Origin of the sequence: Solibacillus sp. FSL H8-0523, assembly GCF_038051985.1 — a bacterium.
GTDB lineage: Bacteria > Bacillota > Bacilli > Bacillales_A > Planococcaceae > Solibacillus.
The window spans coordinates 37523-52569 of sequence record NZ_CP150291.1 but is presented as its reverse complement, the minus strand read 5'-3'; the positions used below and the strand labels follow the sequence as shown (position 1 = coordinate 52569).

11 protein-coding genes, 1 tRNA gene, 3 rRNA genes and 1 other RNA gene are annotated in these 15047 nt (G+C 43.0%); 3 read left to right on the top strand and 13 right to left on the bottom strand.

Going from position 1 to position 15047, the window contains the following annotated elements:
* Positions 1-39: 39 nt before the first annotated feature.
* From NSQ62_RS00215 to ffs, 13 genes are all read right to left on the bottom strand, one after another.
* Positions 40-477 (bottom strand): YaaR family protein, encoded by a 438-nt coding sequence (locus tag NSQ62_RS00215; RefSeq protein ID WP_341321962.1) that lies wholly within the window; start codon positions 475-477, stop codon positions 40-42.
* Between the two features lie 85 nt (positions 478-562).
* On the bottom strand, positions 563-892 hold the full coding sequence (locus NSQ62_RS00210; protein ID WP_341321961.1) for a cyclic-di-AMP receptor: 330 nt from the start codon (positions 890-892) through the stop codon (positions 563-565).
* Positions 893-961: 69 nt separating this feature from the next.
* A complete protein-coding gene (gene tmk, locus NSQ62_RS00205) occupies positions 962-1591 on the bottom strand; it encodes a dTMP kinase (protein ID WP_341321960.1) in 630 nt (209 codons plus the stop codon).
* A gap of 19 nt (positions 1592-1610) precedes the next feature.
* Positions 1611-3029, bottom strand: a complete 1419-nt coding sequence (locus tag NSQ62_RS00200) for an aminotransferase class I/II-fold pyridoxal phosphate-dependent enzyme (RefSeq protein WP_341321959.1) — start codon at positions 3027-3029, stop codon at positions 1611-1613.
* A 227-nt stretch (positions 3030-3256) separates the two neighbouring features.
* Positions 3257-3372: ribosomal RNA gene (gene rrf / locus NSQ62_RS00195) — 5S ribosomal RNA — on the bottom strand.
* Between the two features lie 59 nt (positions 3373-3431).
* Positions 3432-6359: ribosomal RNA gene (locus NSQ62_RS00190) — 23S ribosomal RNA — on the bottom strand.
* A gap of 219 nt (positions 6360-6578) precedes the next feature.
* Positions 6579-8133: ribosomal RNA gene (locus NSQ62_RS00185) — 16S ribosomal RNA — on the bottom strand.
* Together the 16S, 23S and 5S rRNA genes form the textbook arrangement of a ribosomal RNA operon.
* 271 nt (positions 8134-8404) lie before the next feature.
* Positions 8405-8656 (bottom strand): pro-sigmaK processing inhibitor BofA family protein, encoded by a 252-nt coding sequence (locus tag NSQ62_RS00180; protein WP_341323856.1) that lies wholly within the window; start codon positions 8654-8656, stop codon positions 8405-8407.
* A gap of 82 nt (positions 8657-8738) precedes the next feature.
* Positions 8739-8954: a YaaL family protein gene (locus tag NSQ62_RS00175; protein WP_341323855.1), complete on the bottom strand. Its 216-nt coding sequence runs from the start codon at positions 8952-8954 to the stop codon at positions 8739-8741.
* A 15-nt stretch (positions 8955-8969) separates the two neighbouring features.
* A complete protein-coding gene (gene recR / locus NSQ62_RS00170) occupies positions 8970-9566 on the bottom strand; it encodes a recombination mediator RecR (protein ID WP_341321958.1) in 597 nt (198 codons plus the stop codon).
* A gap of 69 nt (positions 9567-9635) precedes the next feature.
* Positions 9636-9950, bottom strand: a complete 315-nt coding sequence (locus NSQ62_RS00165; RefSeq protein WP_341321957.1) for a YbaB/EbfC family nucleoid-associated protein — start codon at positions 9948-9950, stop codon at positions 9636-9638.
* Between the two features lie 27 nt (positions 9951-9977).
* Positions 9978-11717 carry a DNA polymerase III subunit gamma/tau gene (gene dnaX, locus NSQ62_RS00160; protein ID WP_341321956.1) on the bottom strand — a complete coding sequence of 580 codons (1740 nt, stop codon included), beginning with the start codon at positions 11715-11717 and terminating at the stop codon, positions 9978-9980.
* A gap of 193 nt (positions 11718-11910) precedes the next feature.
* An RNA gene (gene ffs / locus NSQ62_RS00155) (signal recognition particle sRNA large type) lies at positions 11911-12178 on the bottom strand.
* A 208-nt stretch (positions 12179-12386) separates the two neighbouring features.
* Between ffs and NSQ62_RS00150 the strand changes: the two genes are divergently transcribed.
* The 3 genes from NSQ62_RS00150 (at position 12387) to NSQ62_RS00140 (ending at position 14949) form a co-directional block, all read left to right on the top strand.
* Positions 12387-12479 (top strand) — tRNA-Ser (locus tag NSQ62_RS00150).
* A gap of 330 nt (positions 12480-12809) precedes the next feature.
* Positions 12810-14069 (top strand): ATP-binding protein, encoded by a 1260-nt coding sequence (locus tag NSQ62_RS00145; protein ID WP_341321955.1) that lies wholly within the window; start codon positions 12810-12812, stop codon positions 14067-14069.
* 1 nt (position 14070) lies between these two features.
* Positions 14071-14949, top strand: a complete 879-nt coding sequence (locus tag NSQ62_RS00140) for a response regulator (protein WP_341321954.1) — start codon at positions 14071-14073, stop codon at positions 14947-14949.
* The last annotated feature ends 98 nt before the right edge of the window (positions 14950-15047 follow it).

Here is a 15047-nt window from a genome sequence, read left to right as displayed (position 1 = left end):
AAGCCCGTGTCTAGTGCACAACAAAGACACGGGCGCATTTTACATATACAGATTAATTAAAAGTCCCTTAATCTCACCAATTTTGGCTAACAATTCAATAGACTCTTTTTCTTCATTTAGTAAATCTTCGGCTAGTTCGACTAAATGCTCATCAATTGTTTCGACAATTTTTAAGCGTCGTCCTTCACCAAAACGATTCCATGTATGGGATTGCTTCATTTCAAGACCATAATCAACAGCCTCTTGTAAAAAGCGCTTCACAAGCATTTTAAAGCGTGCTAATTCGCGTAAGTTACGCGAACGTGCGACGCGATCACCTGCCGCTGAAATATCACCCAATAATCTCGTTAATTGCTCCGTTTGCATTTTCGAACCTTGTTTGACGACCATATCACCGAAGCGATTGTTCGCTTGGTTGTTTTGACGTATACTCGTATTCGTATTTAAATTCATACGGAGATCTTGATTAATTTTCATTTACCTCTCGCCTCCAAAAATCAAATCTATCTCCGCGTAATTGTTTCACTCGCTAAAGACTTAATTTCTTTCTGTACGAAAGAAATTAAAAATGATGGAATTGTTCGATTGGTAAAACAAAGACAATTGCTCCTCCAACTTCAACTTCCACAGGGTACGGGATGTAGGAATCGGCGTTTCCTCCCATTGGCGACACAGGAGCAACCATTTGCTCGCGTGATCGACAGTTTTCACGAATAATTTCTAATAATTTTGGGATTAAAGAATCATCCGTACCAATTAAAAATGTCGTATTTCCAGATCGTAAAAAACCACCTGTACTCGCTAATTTCGTCGCACGATAGTTGTTTTTCGTTAATGCAGTCGATAGACGGTTGCTATCTTGGTCTTGCACTACAGCTACTACTAACTTCATCCGTACTCACCCCTTCATTGAATTGGTGCCTCTATTATATCATAAATAAAAGCAACACTTCATTTACTTTTACCCTAATATTGGATTTAAAATCATCCAGACCTCTTCAATCACTTGCTCTAATGACTGATCTGCATTCACTACTTTAAAACGCTCTGGATAACGATTCATGACGATTTCATAGCCTTCATACACTTTTTTGTGGAATGCTAACCCTTCAATATCTAAACGGTTAATTTCATCAGCACGTGTTGCTTGAATACGCGCTAACCCTTTTTCCGGTGTAATATCAAAGAAAATCGTTACATCCGGCATACGCTTACCGATTGCAAATTCATTGATTGCTAACACATCATCAATGCCAATCCCCCGAGCATGTCCCTGGTAGGCTAACGAGGAGTCAATAAAGCGGTCACATAACACATGTTGTCCGTTTTCGAGTGCCGGTAGCACCTTTTCATAAAAGTGTTGTGAACGTGCTGCTGCGTAAAGGAGTGCCTCCGTACGCTCATGCATTTCTGTATGAGCTGGATCTAAAATGACCGAACGGATTTTTTCAGCAATTTCAATCCCTCCTGGCTCACGTGTTAATAGGATGTTTTGCTGTTTTTCTTGCAGACGTTCACCAATGGCCTTTAACACACTCGTTTTACCAGCACCCTCGCCGCCTTCAAACGTTATAAAAAAACTTCTTTGCATATATTTATTCTCCTAGCATTTATTTTATGACATATATTAATTTTTCAAGTAATCGGTGCTCGCCTTGGAAGGTTGCCCCGATTGCTAATAGTTCTTCTAGCTGACTTAACTTTGCCACTGTAATTTTCTCGCCAGGTACAAATAATGGAATTCCTGGAGGATATGGAATAATTGTTGATGCGGCAACGCGACCGATCGCGCGCATATAGGGCACCCATTCTTTAGTTGCAGCTTCTATTTCAGCAAACGAATATTCTGGTGTTGTGATTGACATCATTTCAAAATTCGTACGTTGCTCAAGCTCTTTACTTGGTTGATCCTTTAAATGAATCATTGCTTCTTTCATACGAATACGTAAATCAGCAAACGGATAACTGTCTCCGTGCTTTAAGAGCGGTAAAATCAATAACACTTGTTTGGCATCTGCTAATTCCACATAAACATGCATCTTTTCAAGTGCACCCTTTAATTCAAAGCCCGTATAGCCTGGAGCCCGGACTAATAATTTTAGATTGTCATCTACCTCAACAACTTGTAGCTGTGTCGATGCAGTTAATGATTCGATAAACTGTTTACGTTTATCCATTAAATAGACAAAATCACTCTCTGTATAATTCGCCACATAATCACGCGCATCATCGAGTGACGCGAGTAATAAATACGACGGGCTACTTGATTGTAGCATACGCAAATAATGATTCAGCATATCCGCACTTACACGCTGTGATTTTACATGCATAAACGAAGCCATCGTCATTGCTGGTAATGTTTTATGTGCCGATTGTACAACAACATCTGCGCCCAAATCTAACGCAGATGCTGGGAGCTGCTCAGTCACCGTTAAATGCGCGCCGTGAGCTTCGTCGACGAGTACCGGAATATTTGCCTCATGACAAATGGCAATTTGCTGTTGAAAGTCTTGTGCCGTCACACCGTAATATGATGGATATGTAAAAATGGCTGCCTTTGCGTGCGAATAACGTGCTACTGCTTGTTTTAAAGTTGCTAGTTCAATACAGCCTGCTGTCTCACTTTGTTCATGCCATTTGGGTGCAATATAGACAGGCTTTACCCCAACAAGCTGCAAGGCATGAAAAATTGATTTATGCGCGTTACGCTGTACAAGTACCGTATCACCTTGCTTACATGTAGCATAAATCATTGCTAAGTTCCCCACCGTAGAGCCATTTACTAGGAAGAAACTACGATTCGCACCGTACGTTTTGGCTAACAGCTGCTCCGCTTCTAAAATCACCTCTTCCGGGTGATGGAAATCATCAAGACCTGTTAATTCTGTCACATCGTAGATCAACGCGCGCTTTATATCAGTTGGTAATTGTGAAAGTAGACCATTTTTATGACCGGGCACATGAAGGGATAATGGTTCGTTTGCTACAAACTTTTTTAATGCTTGAACGATTGGTCGATCATTTTTCATTTGCCTCACCTCTTTGTGATTGTACTTCTATTATAAGATGTCACCATTTTTTAGACTATAGATAATCCATGTATATCAAAAAAAGACTAGTCAAATACAAGTCCATCTTCACTCCGTACCTTCAATTTCAAATTTAACCATCCCTGAGCGCACAACTTAAGCTTATTCTTTCATAAAATTAAAAAAGAACACAAAAAAACCACTGATTTCTCAGTGGTTTTACGATTACCTAGCGACGTCCTACTCTCACAGGGGGAAACCCCCAACTACCATCGGCGCTAAAGAGCTTAACTTCTGTGTTCGGTATGGGAACAGGTGTGACCTCTTTGCCATCATCACTAGATTATTTGAAAGAATTATTCTTTCAAAACTGGATAAACGTTTCATTGATGTTCATAAATTGTGGTTAAGTCCTCGACCGATTAGTATTCGTCAGCTCCACACATCACTGCGCTTCCACCTCGAACCTATCTACCTGATCGTCTTTCAGGGGTCTTACTTACTTGCGTAATGGGAAATCTCATCTTGAGGGGGGCTTCATGCTTAGATGCTTTCAGCACTTATCCCGTCCACACATAGCTACCCAGCGATGCTCTTGGCAGAACAACTGGTACACCAGCGGTGTGTCCATCCCGGTCCTCTCGTACTAAGGACAGCTCCTCTCAAATTTCCTACGCCCACGACGGATAGGGACCGAACTGTCTCACGACGTTCTGAACCCAGCTCGCGTACCGCTTTAATGGGCGAACAGCCCAACCCTTGGGACCGACTACAGCCCCAGGATGCGATGAGCCGACATCGAGGTGCCAAACCTCCCCGTCGATGTGGACTCTTGGGGGAGATAAGCCTGTTATCCCCGGGGTAGCTTTTATCCGTTGAGCGATGGCCCTTCCATGCGGAACCACCGGATCACTAAGCCCGTCTTTCGACCCTGCTCGACTTGTAGGTCTCGCAGTCAAGCTCCCTTATGCCTTTACACTCTACGAATGATTTCCAACCATTCTGAGGGAACCTTTGGGCGCCTCCGTTACTCTTTAGGAGGCGACCGCCCCAGTCAAACTGTCCGCCTGACACTGTCTCCTACCCCGCTAAGGGGCATGGGTTAGAAGTTCAATACAACCAGGGTAGTATCCCACTGACGCCTCCTCCGAAGCTGGCGCTCCGGGATCTCTGGCTCCTACCTATCCTGTACAAGTTGTACCAAAATTCAATATCAGGCTACAGTAAAGCTCCACGGGGTCTTTCCGTCCTGTCGCGGGTAACCTGCATCTTCACAGGTACTATAATTTCACCGAGTCTCTCGTTGAGACAGTGCCCAGATCGTTACGCCTTTCGTGCGGGTCGGAACTTACCCGACAAGGAATTTCGCTACCTTAGGACCGTTATAGTTACGGCCGCCGTTTACTGGGGCTTCAATTCGCAGCTTCGCTTGCGCTAACCACTCCTCTTAACCTTCCAGCACCGGGCAGGCGTCAGCCCCTATACGTCACCTTACGGTTTTGCAGAGACCTGTGTTTTTGCTAAACAGTCGCCTGGGCCTATTCACTGCGGCTCTCTCACGCTTGCACGCTAACAGAGCACCCCTTCTCCCGAAGTTACGGGGTCATTTTGCCGAGTTCCTTAACGAGAGTTCTCTCGCACACCTTAGGATTCTCTCCTCGACTACCTGTGTCGGTTTGCGGTACGGGCACCTCTCACCTCGATAGAGGCTTTTCTTGGCAGTGTGAAATCAGGAACTTCGTCCATACGGACTCGTCATCACAGCTCAATGTTAAAGTATGCGGATTTGCCTACATACACACCTTACTGCTTGAACACGCGCAACCAACGGCGTGCTTACCCTATCCTACTGCGTCCCCCCATTTCTCAAACGGTGAGGAGGTGGTACAGGAATATCAACCTGTTGTCCATCGCCTACGCCTATCGGCCTCGGCTTAGGTCCCGACTAACCCTGAGCGGACGAGCCTTCCTCAGGAAACCTTAGTCATACGGTGGACGGGATTCTCACCCGTCTTTCGCTACTCATACCGGCATTCTCACTTCTAAGCGCTCCACCAGTCCTTCCGGTCTGACTTCAACGCCCTTAGAACGCTCTCCTACCACGCATCCATACGGATGCATCCACAGCTTCGGTGAATCGTTTAGCCCCGATACATTTTCGGCGCAGCGTCACTCGACCAGTGAGCTATTACGCACTCTTTAAATGATGGCTGCTTCTAAGCCAACATCCTGGTTGTCTAAGCAACGCCACATCCTTTTCCACTTAACGATTACTTTGGGACCTTAGCTGGTGGTCTGGGCTGTTTCCCTCTTGACTACGGATCTTATCACTCGCAGTCTGACTCCCGTGTATAAATATCTGGCATTCGGAGTTTGTCTGAATTCGGTAAAGCGAGATGCCCCCCTAGTCCAAACAGTGCTCTACCTCCAGTATTCTCAATCACGAGGCTAGCCCTAAAGCTATTTCGGAGAGAACCAGCTATCTCCAGGTTCGATTGGAATTTCTCCGCTACCCACACCTCATCCCCGCACTTTTCAACGTGCGTGGGTTCGGGCCTCCAGTAAGTGTTACCTCACCTTCACCCTGGACATGGGTAGATCACCTGGTTTCGGGTCTACGACCACGTACTAATTCGCCCTATTCAGACTCGCTTTCGCTGCGGCTCCGTCTTCTCAACTTAACCTCGCACGTAATCGTAACTCGCCGGTTCATTCTACAAAAGGCACGCTATCACCCATTAACGGGCTCTAACTACTTGTAGGCACACGGTTTCAGGATCTATTTCACTCCCCTTCCGGGGTGCTTTTCACCTTTCCCTCACGGTACTGGTTCACTATCGGTCACTAGGTAGTATTTAGCCTTGGGAGATGGTCCTCCCGGATTCCGACGGAATTTCACGTGTTCCGCCGTACTCAGGATCCACTCAGGAGGGAATAACTTTTGGGCTACAGGGCTTTTACCTTATTTTGCGGACCTTTCCAAGTCGCTTCGCCTAAATCATTCTTTTGTAACTCCGTATTGAGTGTCCTACAACCCCAAAGAGCAAGCTCTTTGGTTTGGGCTCTTCCCGTTTCGCTCGCCGCTACTCAGGGAATCGAATTTTCTTTCTGTTCCTGCAGGTACTTAGATGTTTCAGTTCCCTGCGTCTGTCTCAAACACGCTATGAATTCACGTGAGTGTACTATCCGATTAAAGATAGTGGGTTCCCCCATTCGGAAATCCCCGGATCAAAGCTTACTTACAGCTCCCCGAGGCATATCGGTGTTAGTGCCGTCCTTCATCGACTCCTAGTGCCAAGGCATCCACCGTGCGCCCTTATTAACTTAACCAAAAGTTAAACTTAAATCAGAAGATTTAAGATTTTAAGGATATTGCACGACCAATTTCTTGATCTATTGTTTGTTTATTACTTATCAATGTCGTTTTATCCAGTTTTCAAAGAACAATGTTTTGAAGTATCTCATTCAATTAAGAATGAACCTTCAAAACTGAACAGCAAACGTTAATGAGTATCTTTCCCATGGAAAGATTTCCGAAATAATCCTTAGAAAGGAGGTGATCCAGCCGCACCTTCCGATACGGCTACCTTGTTACGACTTCACCCCAATCATCTATCCCACCTTCGGCGGCTGGCTCCATAAAGGTTACCTCACCGACTTCGGGTGTTACAAACTCTCGTGGTGTGACGGGCGGTGTGTACAAGGCCCGGGAACGTATTCACCGTGGCATGCTGATCCACGATTACTAGCGATTCCGGCTTCATGTAGGCGAGTTGCAGCCTACAATCCGAACTGAGAACGATTTTATCGGATTAGCTCCCCCTCGCGGGTTGGCAACCGTTTGTATCGTCCATTGTAGCACGTGTGTAGCCCAGGTCATAAGGGGCATGATGATTTGACGTCATCCCCACCTTCCTCCGGTTTATCACCGGCAGTCTCCTTAGAGTGCCCAACTAAATGATGGCAACTAAGAACAAGGGTTGCGCTCGTTGCGGGACTTAACCCAACATCTCACGACACGAGCTGACGACAACCATGCACCACCTGTCACCGTTGTCCCCGAAGGGAAAACTGTATCTCTACAGTGGTCAATGGGATGTCAAGACCTGGTAAGGTTCTTCGCGTTGCTTCGAATTAAACCACATGCTCCACCGCTTGTGCGGGCCCCCGTCAATTCCTTTGAGTTTCAGTCTTGCGACCGTACTCCCCAGGCGGAGTGCTTAATGCGTTAGCTGCAGCACTGAGGGGCGGAAACCCCCCAACACTTAGCACTCATCGTTTACGGCGTGGACTACCAGGGTATCTAATCCTGTTTGCTCCCCACGCTTTCGCGCCTCAGTGTCAGTTACAGACCAGATAGTCGCCTTCGCCACTGGTGTTCCTCCAAATCTCTACGCATTTCACCGCTACACTTGGAATTCCACTATCCTCTTCTGCACTCAAGTTCCCCAGTTTCCAATGACCCTCCCCGGTTGAGCCGGGGGCTTTCACATCAGACTTAAGGAACCACCTGCGCGCGCTTTACGCCCAATAATTCCGGACAACGCTTGCCACCTACGTATTACCGCGGCTGCTGGCACGTAGTTAGCCGTGGCTTTCTAACAAGGTACCGTCAAGGTAGCGCCAGTTACTACGCTACTTGTTCTTCCCTTGCAACAGAGTTTTACGAACCGAAATCCTTCTTCACTCACGCGGCGTTGCTCCATCAGACTTTCGTCCATTGTGGAAGATTCCCTACTGCTGCCTCCCGTAGGAGTCTGGGCCGTGTCTCAGTCCCAGTGTGGCCGATCACCCTCTCAGGTCGGCTACGCATCGTTGCCTTGGTGAGCCGTTACCTCACCAACTAGCTAATGCGCCGCGGGTCCATCCTATAGTGATAGCCGAAACCATCTTTCAACTTCAAAACATGTGTTTCGAAGTATTATCCGGTATTAGCTCCGGTTTCCCGAAGTTATCCCAGTCTATAGGGTAGGTTACCCACGTGTTACTCACCCGTCCGCCGCTAAATCAGAGAGAAGCAAGCTTCTCTAATCATTCGCTCGACTTGCATGTATTAGGCACGCCGCCAGCGTTCGTCCTGAGCCAGGATCAAACTCTCCATAATAGTTAGTTTGAAAGCTCATTTGCTTTGCTAGCGATCCAACTAATTAAAGTTGTAATCTATTGTTTGTTTCATTTAAGAAACTTGTTTTTCATTAACGTTGCTTGTTCAGTTTTCAAGGTTCATGTCGTTGTCGTTTGTGACAACTTTTATATCTTATCATTTTTAAAATGTTATGTCAACACTTTATTTTAATGATTTTTTCGATAGTGTTTGTCGCGCTTGCGACTTAAAATAATATACCATGTATTATTTATTACCGCAAGCATTTTTGTTAAATTTTTTTCATTATCATTAAAAAACTTATACAAATCATACCTGGTAGCCCCAAAATCGTGATTGTAGCGATAGAAAACAAATTAATCGGGATGTGAAACCCCCACTTCACAAAACTAAAGATTGCATTGATCGCAAATAAAAGAATAATCACTACTGCAAATTTAAACCAAAACCACGCTAAATATTCAAAAACAATACCGCGCGTCTTTTTATTCAATAAAAAAAGAAATAAGAAAATAAAACCCATAGCGATGACTATGTATTGCATAACACCATCCTTTTTTACTGGTAGCTTATGCGGCTTCATTGTTTCTTATTTCTACAACCGTTTATTTAATTAACACACGGCGTATACGTGCTTCTTTATATAAGTAAAAATGAATGCTTTCGGCTTTTTTTCGTTCAGCAATAAGTTCTAAACTGTAATCGTCCGTTAATCCTTCAATTACTTTCGCACTTTGTAAAGTTTCTTTTGTCTCTTTAATAGAAGAAACTAATTTTTCATCGAATTCTTTTTTGAGTTTTCCTTTACGTGAAAAAAACATCATGTAGCCTCCTGATTATAATTCGCGACGGCCTTCTAATGCTTTTGACAGCGTTACTTCGTCTGCGTATTCTAAGTCCCCGCCCACTGGTAAACCGTGTGCAATACGTGTCGTGCGAATGCCAGATGGTTTCACGAGACGTGATATATACATAGCCGTTGCTTCCCCTTCAATCGTCGGGTTTGTTGCTAAAATCAATTCTTGGACACGCTCATCATGCAAGCGCCCTAGTAATGAAGCAACATTGATGTCTTCAGGACCTACACCGTCCATTGGTGAAATCGCACCGTGCAGTACATGATATAAACCATGGTAATCACGCATTTTCTCCATTGCAATGACATCTTTTGGATCTTGGACTACACAAATTGTTGAGACATCACGCTGTTTGTCTGAACAAATATGACATGGATCAATATCCGTAATGTGACCACATTGTGAGCAGTACATTAAGTTACGCTTTGCATCAACTAGTGCTTTTGCGAATGTTGTCACCGTATCTTCCTTCATCGTTAATACGTGGAAAGCTAAGCGAGCTGCCGTTTTTGGCCCGATACCCGGTAATTTCATAAAGCTATCGATCAATCTTGATATTGGCTCTGGATAGTGCATCGTATTCCCTCCTTTAAAAAGGCACATCCCAAAGTTTTGAGATGTGCGTTGGTTGTTACATGATTCAAATTAGAAAGGAAGGTTCATTCCTTGTGTGAATTTGCCCATCGTTGCATTTGTTGTTTCTTCAACTTTTTTAAGCGCTTCGTTTGTTGCGATTACGACTAAGTCTTGTAACATTTCGATATCTTCTGGATCTACTACAGATTCATCTAAGTTGATTTCTAACATTTGACGTTGGCCATTCATAACAACTTTCACCATACCGCCACCAGCAGTACCTTCAAATTGTTGAGCGTTTAAAGCATCTTGTGCTTCAACCATCTCTTTTTGCATTTTTTGCATTTTTTTCATCATGCCTTGCATATTACCCATACCACGCATATTAAAATTCCTCCTTAAAATGTGTAATTATTCTTCGACAACATCAACAAAGTCTTTTCCAAATCGCTTTTCAGCCTCTACCACGAGTGGATCTTGCATCGCTAAAACTTGTGCTTCATCCAAAAATGCAGGCTCTTCTACTAATCCATCTGCCGGAGCATTTTGTGTTGGATTTTTATGATCTAGGCCGTTTTCGCGAATGAAGTTTTCACGCAAGGTTCCCCACGCTTTTTCTGGAATGCAGAGCAGTTCATACTGCACACCTGCTTCTGAAGCGATACGCCCTGTAAATGACGCGACAAGCGCATTGTTATCTGCTACCATTTGACAATGTATATCATACTTGAATTTTACCACAAAAGCACTCGCATTTGCCGCTACAGGTTCTGCATCTGCAAGTAACGCAGATTGTGACTTTTGTAAGCTTGATAAGCCAAGCGCCCAAGTTGATTTGATTTTTTGTAAATCCGTTTTTGTTGCGGTTTTTAATACTTCTTGAATACGACCAGTTGGTGCATTGTATTGATTGCCTTGTGGACGTACGCGCTGGCGAGGCTGTTCTTTTACTTGTGTGACACCACCGCCATTTTGAAGTTGTTGCGAAAGCTGGCCTAGACGGTTTTCAAGTGAAGCGACTTTTCCTTCTAATGCAGGATCCATTGCTACACCCGCGCTTGGGCTCGCTTTATACTGCGCCATTTTTAATAACGCGGTTTCTAAATAAATTTTCGTGTGATGTGAAAAGCGCATTTCTTGTTGCGTTTTCGCCAAAATATCGATAAATCCGTATAATGTATCGGCATCAAAGTCTTGCGCTAACTGTAAAAACTTTTCTTCTGGTGAAATAAACTCTAATAAGTCCTCTAACGTACCATCCGTTTTTAATAGGAGTAAGTCACGGAAAAATGTAATAAAATCCTCCGCTAAGCGCAGGGGTTCCTTCCCATCCGAAATCAATCCCTCTACACGACTTAATACTTGTGCCACTCCCTTTTGCTGAAGTGAGATAGCAATGTCATAAAAGGCATCTTGACTGACTGAGCCTGTAACAAGTAGGACATCTTCTAGTTGCACCGATTCGTTACTAAATGATACAACTTGATCAAGTAAGCTTAACGCATCACGCATACCGCCTGCGGAAGCTTGCGCGATCGCTTTTAATGCTTGCTCGTCATAACCCATGCTAATATCTTCTAAAACGACCTTCATACGTTCGACAATATCTATAGAAGAAAGTCGTTTAAAATCAAAACGTTGGCAGCGCGAAATAATCGTTGCTGGGAGCTTATGTGGCTCGGTTGTTGCTAAAATGAACACCGCGTGCTCAGGTGGCTCCTCTAACGTTTTTAATAGCGCGTTAAAGGCGCTTGTAGAAAGCATATGCACCTCATCGATAATATACACTTTAAAGCGTGCATCAGCTGGTGCGAAGCGAACTTTTTCAATAATATCACGCATTTCTTCTACACGTGAATTTGATGCCGCGTCAAATTCGATAACATCTGTATGTGAGCCCTCAGTAATGCTTAAGCATGTCGTGCATTCATTACACGGTTCTTTCGCTGGGGCATTTTCGCAGTTTAGTGCTTTAGCAAAAATTTTCGCTGTACTCGTTTTCCCGGTACCGCGTGGGCCAGAGAATAAATAAGCATGCGTAGTTTTGCTAGCAAGGAGGGCATTTTGAAGGGTTCTCTTTACATGTGTTTGCCCCGACATTTCACGAAATGACTGTGGACGATAAACACGATAAAACGCTTGATATGTCAATATTCCCTCTCCCTTCGTTAAAAATTCATACCATCAGTATAGCATAAAGTAATATGAAACTCTTTGAATAAAACGGACAAGCACAAATTAAAAAGAGTGATTTCGCCACGATTAAAATCAGGCGAAATCACTCTCAAAAAAGAAAAAACGCATCCACTAATTTAGTGAATGCGTGTAGCTTGGCAAATTCATGCCGTGCACCTTTCTTCGACTGCCGCACATAAGCGTTACTCCTGTCGACAGCTCTGGTTAGGCTACCCCGCGGCACATGAGCGGGACCACTTAATGCTGCTTCCTTCCGGACCTGACATGGTTCATGGGTGCCCATTGCGCAGGACCCAACCGTCAACACTACGTGCAGAAGGCAGACCAAACAATACGGACAGCCTCAGAAAAGGAATTCAATCTTGCTAGAGCGGATTGCAAGTTACAGGGCACCGCTACCTCCCCATCTAGCACGGCAAGTATTAGTATACTAAGCGTATCAATAAAAAGCAACGAAATGTCCCAATAATTTTTTTGTTTGTCAAATTTAAGGTTGATTATGGAAAAAAGATTATTATCTCGTATTTTCACTATATAGATATACTAAAAAAATTTAAAAATAATATTGACGCTCGATTTATTTCATGATAAATTAAGTCTTGTCGAAAAGACATCTAATACTTTGGAGGTATACCCAAGTTCGGCTGAAGGGATCGGTCTTGAAAACCGACAGGCGGGTAACACCGCGCGGGGGTTCGAATCCCTCTACCTCCTCCATTTTTGAACTTATCCGTTACAACTGTGTAACGGTTTTTTTATATCTTATACCAGAAAAAGTACTATTTCTTTGCTTTAGAAATAGTACTTTTTTGTATTTCTATATGCTTTTCTTGTACAATTAATTATTCAGTTAATGAGAAAAGCGCTAAAGCGCCCTTTTAGCTGCGACAAGCGATGGAGAAAGACTCCTAACGTGCTTGCCACGCGTAGAGTATTTTGAAGCGGACTCGAGCAGCTGGCGCTTTAGCTTAGACGTAAGACACATTTCATTACAAAGTTTCCTTTGTGCGAATTGTACTTCTTATCTTTCAAAAGGTGGTTATTTGTTTGGAAACAACACAACCGCGCATAAAAACTACGAAATCACTCTTTTTTATGCTGCTTATCGCCTTAATGACCGCGCTTTTTGGCGAAATTAAAATCATGCCGTTTGAAGATGTCCCGTTTCGCTTCGGATTAGGTAGCATCATCTTCTTCTTTGCTTTATTAATCCGTCCATTACCTATTGTTTGGACTGGCATATTAACAGGTGTATTCGTAGTCATTGAACGTTCGCTATTAGATACCCTATTCTATAATGATTCATTTGTTCCTCAATTAATCGAACATCTTCCAGCGGGTGTGTTTTATTTAACCTATGCACTGTGCTTTAAACTCATTCGATTAGAGGATCTCAAAAAGCAGCCGCTACTACTCGGGTTATGTGGGACCGCTTTTGAGATTATTTCAAATACAAACGAGCATGTCACAACGGAACTCCTTCTATCCGCCGAGCAGGAAACGTTTTCTTCCTTTTTAATTTTTATTGTGGTTGGCTTGCTACGTAGCTTCTTTGTTGTTGGTGTATATAGCATCATTACACTCACTGAACAAAAAAAACAGCTGCAACAACTGATGGCAATTCATTCGGAGCTCTATGTCGAAGCGATGTATCTTCAAAAATCAATGAACCAAGTCGAACAGCTAACCGCGAATAGCTACCAACTGTACAAAAAAATAAAACCGCTTGATACACTACTTAGTAAAGAGGCACTGACAATTGCACAGGAAATGCATGAAATCAAAAAAGACCATGAACGCATTTATGCTGGACTCTCTAAAATTACGAATACCGAATATAAAACAACTTTTTATTTGTCGGATTTACTTAGCTTTATCGTTGAGGCGAATGAAAACTATGCGCTGCACTTAAAAAAGGACATTGCATTTACTCTGATTTGCCCTGAAGACTTTAAAACAAAGGAGCATATTGCGCTACTTGCGATACTTAATAATTTAATGGCGAATGCCGTCGAAGCGATTTCAACACGGGGATTCATTACACTGAGTGTATCAATTCAACAAAATAAGACAACCTTCATTATAGAAGATAACGGTGTCGGAATTGAACCAGCCCTGCTTCCGATTATTTTCGATGTTGGCTATACATCAAAATTCAATAATTTAGGCCAAGCTTCTACGGGGATTGGCTTATCCCATACAAAATCAATAATTGATAACTTACAGGGAACAATTACCGTATCAAGTGATACGACAACGTGCTTTGTCGTCCATATTCCTACGAGGAACTTACGAAAGGAGCTTTAATATGCGTTATTTTATCGTAGATGATGATCGTGCTAGCCGTGTGATGCTTAGTGCGATTATTAACGACTGCGAGCTTGGCACAGTGATTGGCGAAGCAAAGGACGGTATAGATGCCATCCCGCAAATCTTAATGATGCAGCCTGAATTTGTGCTCATCGATTTACTAATGCCAAACTTAGACGGTATAGAAACAATTGAACGCTTACAAAAGAGTGGCTTTGAGGGGCACTTTATTATGATTTCACAGGTCGTCAATAAAGAAATGGTGGCGGAAGGCTATTCAAAAGGCATTGAATTTTTCATTCATAAGCCAATTAATAAAATTGAGGTGCAAATGGTCTTGCAGCGTACCACAGAACAATATCGTTTAAAAAATTCATTACAAGCGATTCGCCAATCACTGAGTAATTTCGAGGTTCCTGAAATTAAACATACAAAAAAGACGACGCGTGATCATATTCAAACGATTTTAAATGATATGGGTATTATTGCAGAGATTGGCAGTGAAGATATTATTAAAATTACGGAGCAACTATTAATTGAAAAGCATAAAATCGCCCCACTACCTCCTTTAAAAGAGGTATACGAGCGCGTGGCGATGTTAACAAAAACAACACCTGATGATATTGCAAAGGAAATTAAAGCAATCGAGCAACGTGTACGACGAACGATTTTGGCAGCGATGATTAACTTAGCCAATCTCGGTATTGTTGATTATACAAATGCAGAATTTGAATACTACACACCACGCTATTTTGACTTAACGGATATTCGTTATTTAATGCAACAAATCGAAAATAATGAGCAACGCAAAGCAAAGGTAAATATTAAAAAATTCATTCAAGTCTTATATTCAGAAATTATTAGCAAGGTAAACTAGTCGGATTTTGTCGGATTTTGTAACCATCCTATACACTTAATTTAGGCTTGCCCTGAATATCATTTTTTAGGAGGAACTACTTTTGAAAAAGTTTAAAA

Excerpts from the sequence above, each read along its gene's own strand:
- NSQ62_RS00165 (WP_341321957.1), bottom strand. The coding sequence starts at position 9,950 with ATGCGTGGTATGGGTAATATGCAAGGCATGATGAAAAAAATGCAAAAA.
- NSQ62_RS00210 (WP_341321961.1), bottom strand. The coding sequence starts at position 892 with ATGAAGTTAGTAGTAGCTGTAGTGCAAGACCAAGATAGCAACCGTCTA.
- NSQ62_RS00180 (WP_341323856.1), bottom strand. The coding sequence starts at position 8,656 with ATGGGTTTTATTTTCTTATTTCTTTTTTTATTGAATAAAAAGACGCGC.
- recR (WP_341321958.1), bottom strand. The coding sequence starts at position 9,566 with ATGCACTATCCAGAGCCAATATCAAGATTGATCGATAGCTTTATGAAA.
- tmk (WP_341321960.1), bottom strand. The coding sequence starts at position 1,591 with ATGCAAAGAAGTTTTTTTATAACGTTTGAAGGCGGCGAGGGTGCTGGT.
- NSQ62_RS00175 (WP_341323855.1), bottom strand. The coding sequence starts at position 8,954 with ATGTTTTTTTCACGTAAAGGAAAACTCAAAAAAGAATTCGATGAAAAA.
- NSQ62_RS00200 (WP_341321959.1), bottom strand. The coding sequence starts at position 3,029 with ATGAAAAATGATCGACCAATCGTTCAAGCATTAAAAAAGTTTGTAGCA.
- NSQ62_RS00140 (WP_341321954.1), top strand. The coding sequence starts at position 14,071 with ATGCGTTATTTTATCGTAGATGATGATCGTGCTAGCCGTGTGATGCTT.
- NSQ62_RS00215 (WP_341321962.1), bottom strand. The coding sequence starts at position 477 with ATGAAAATTAATCAAGATCTCCGTATGAATTTAAATACGAATACGAGT.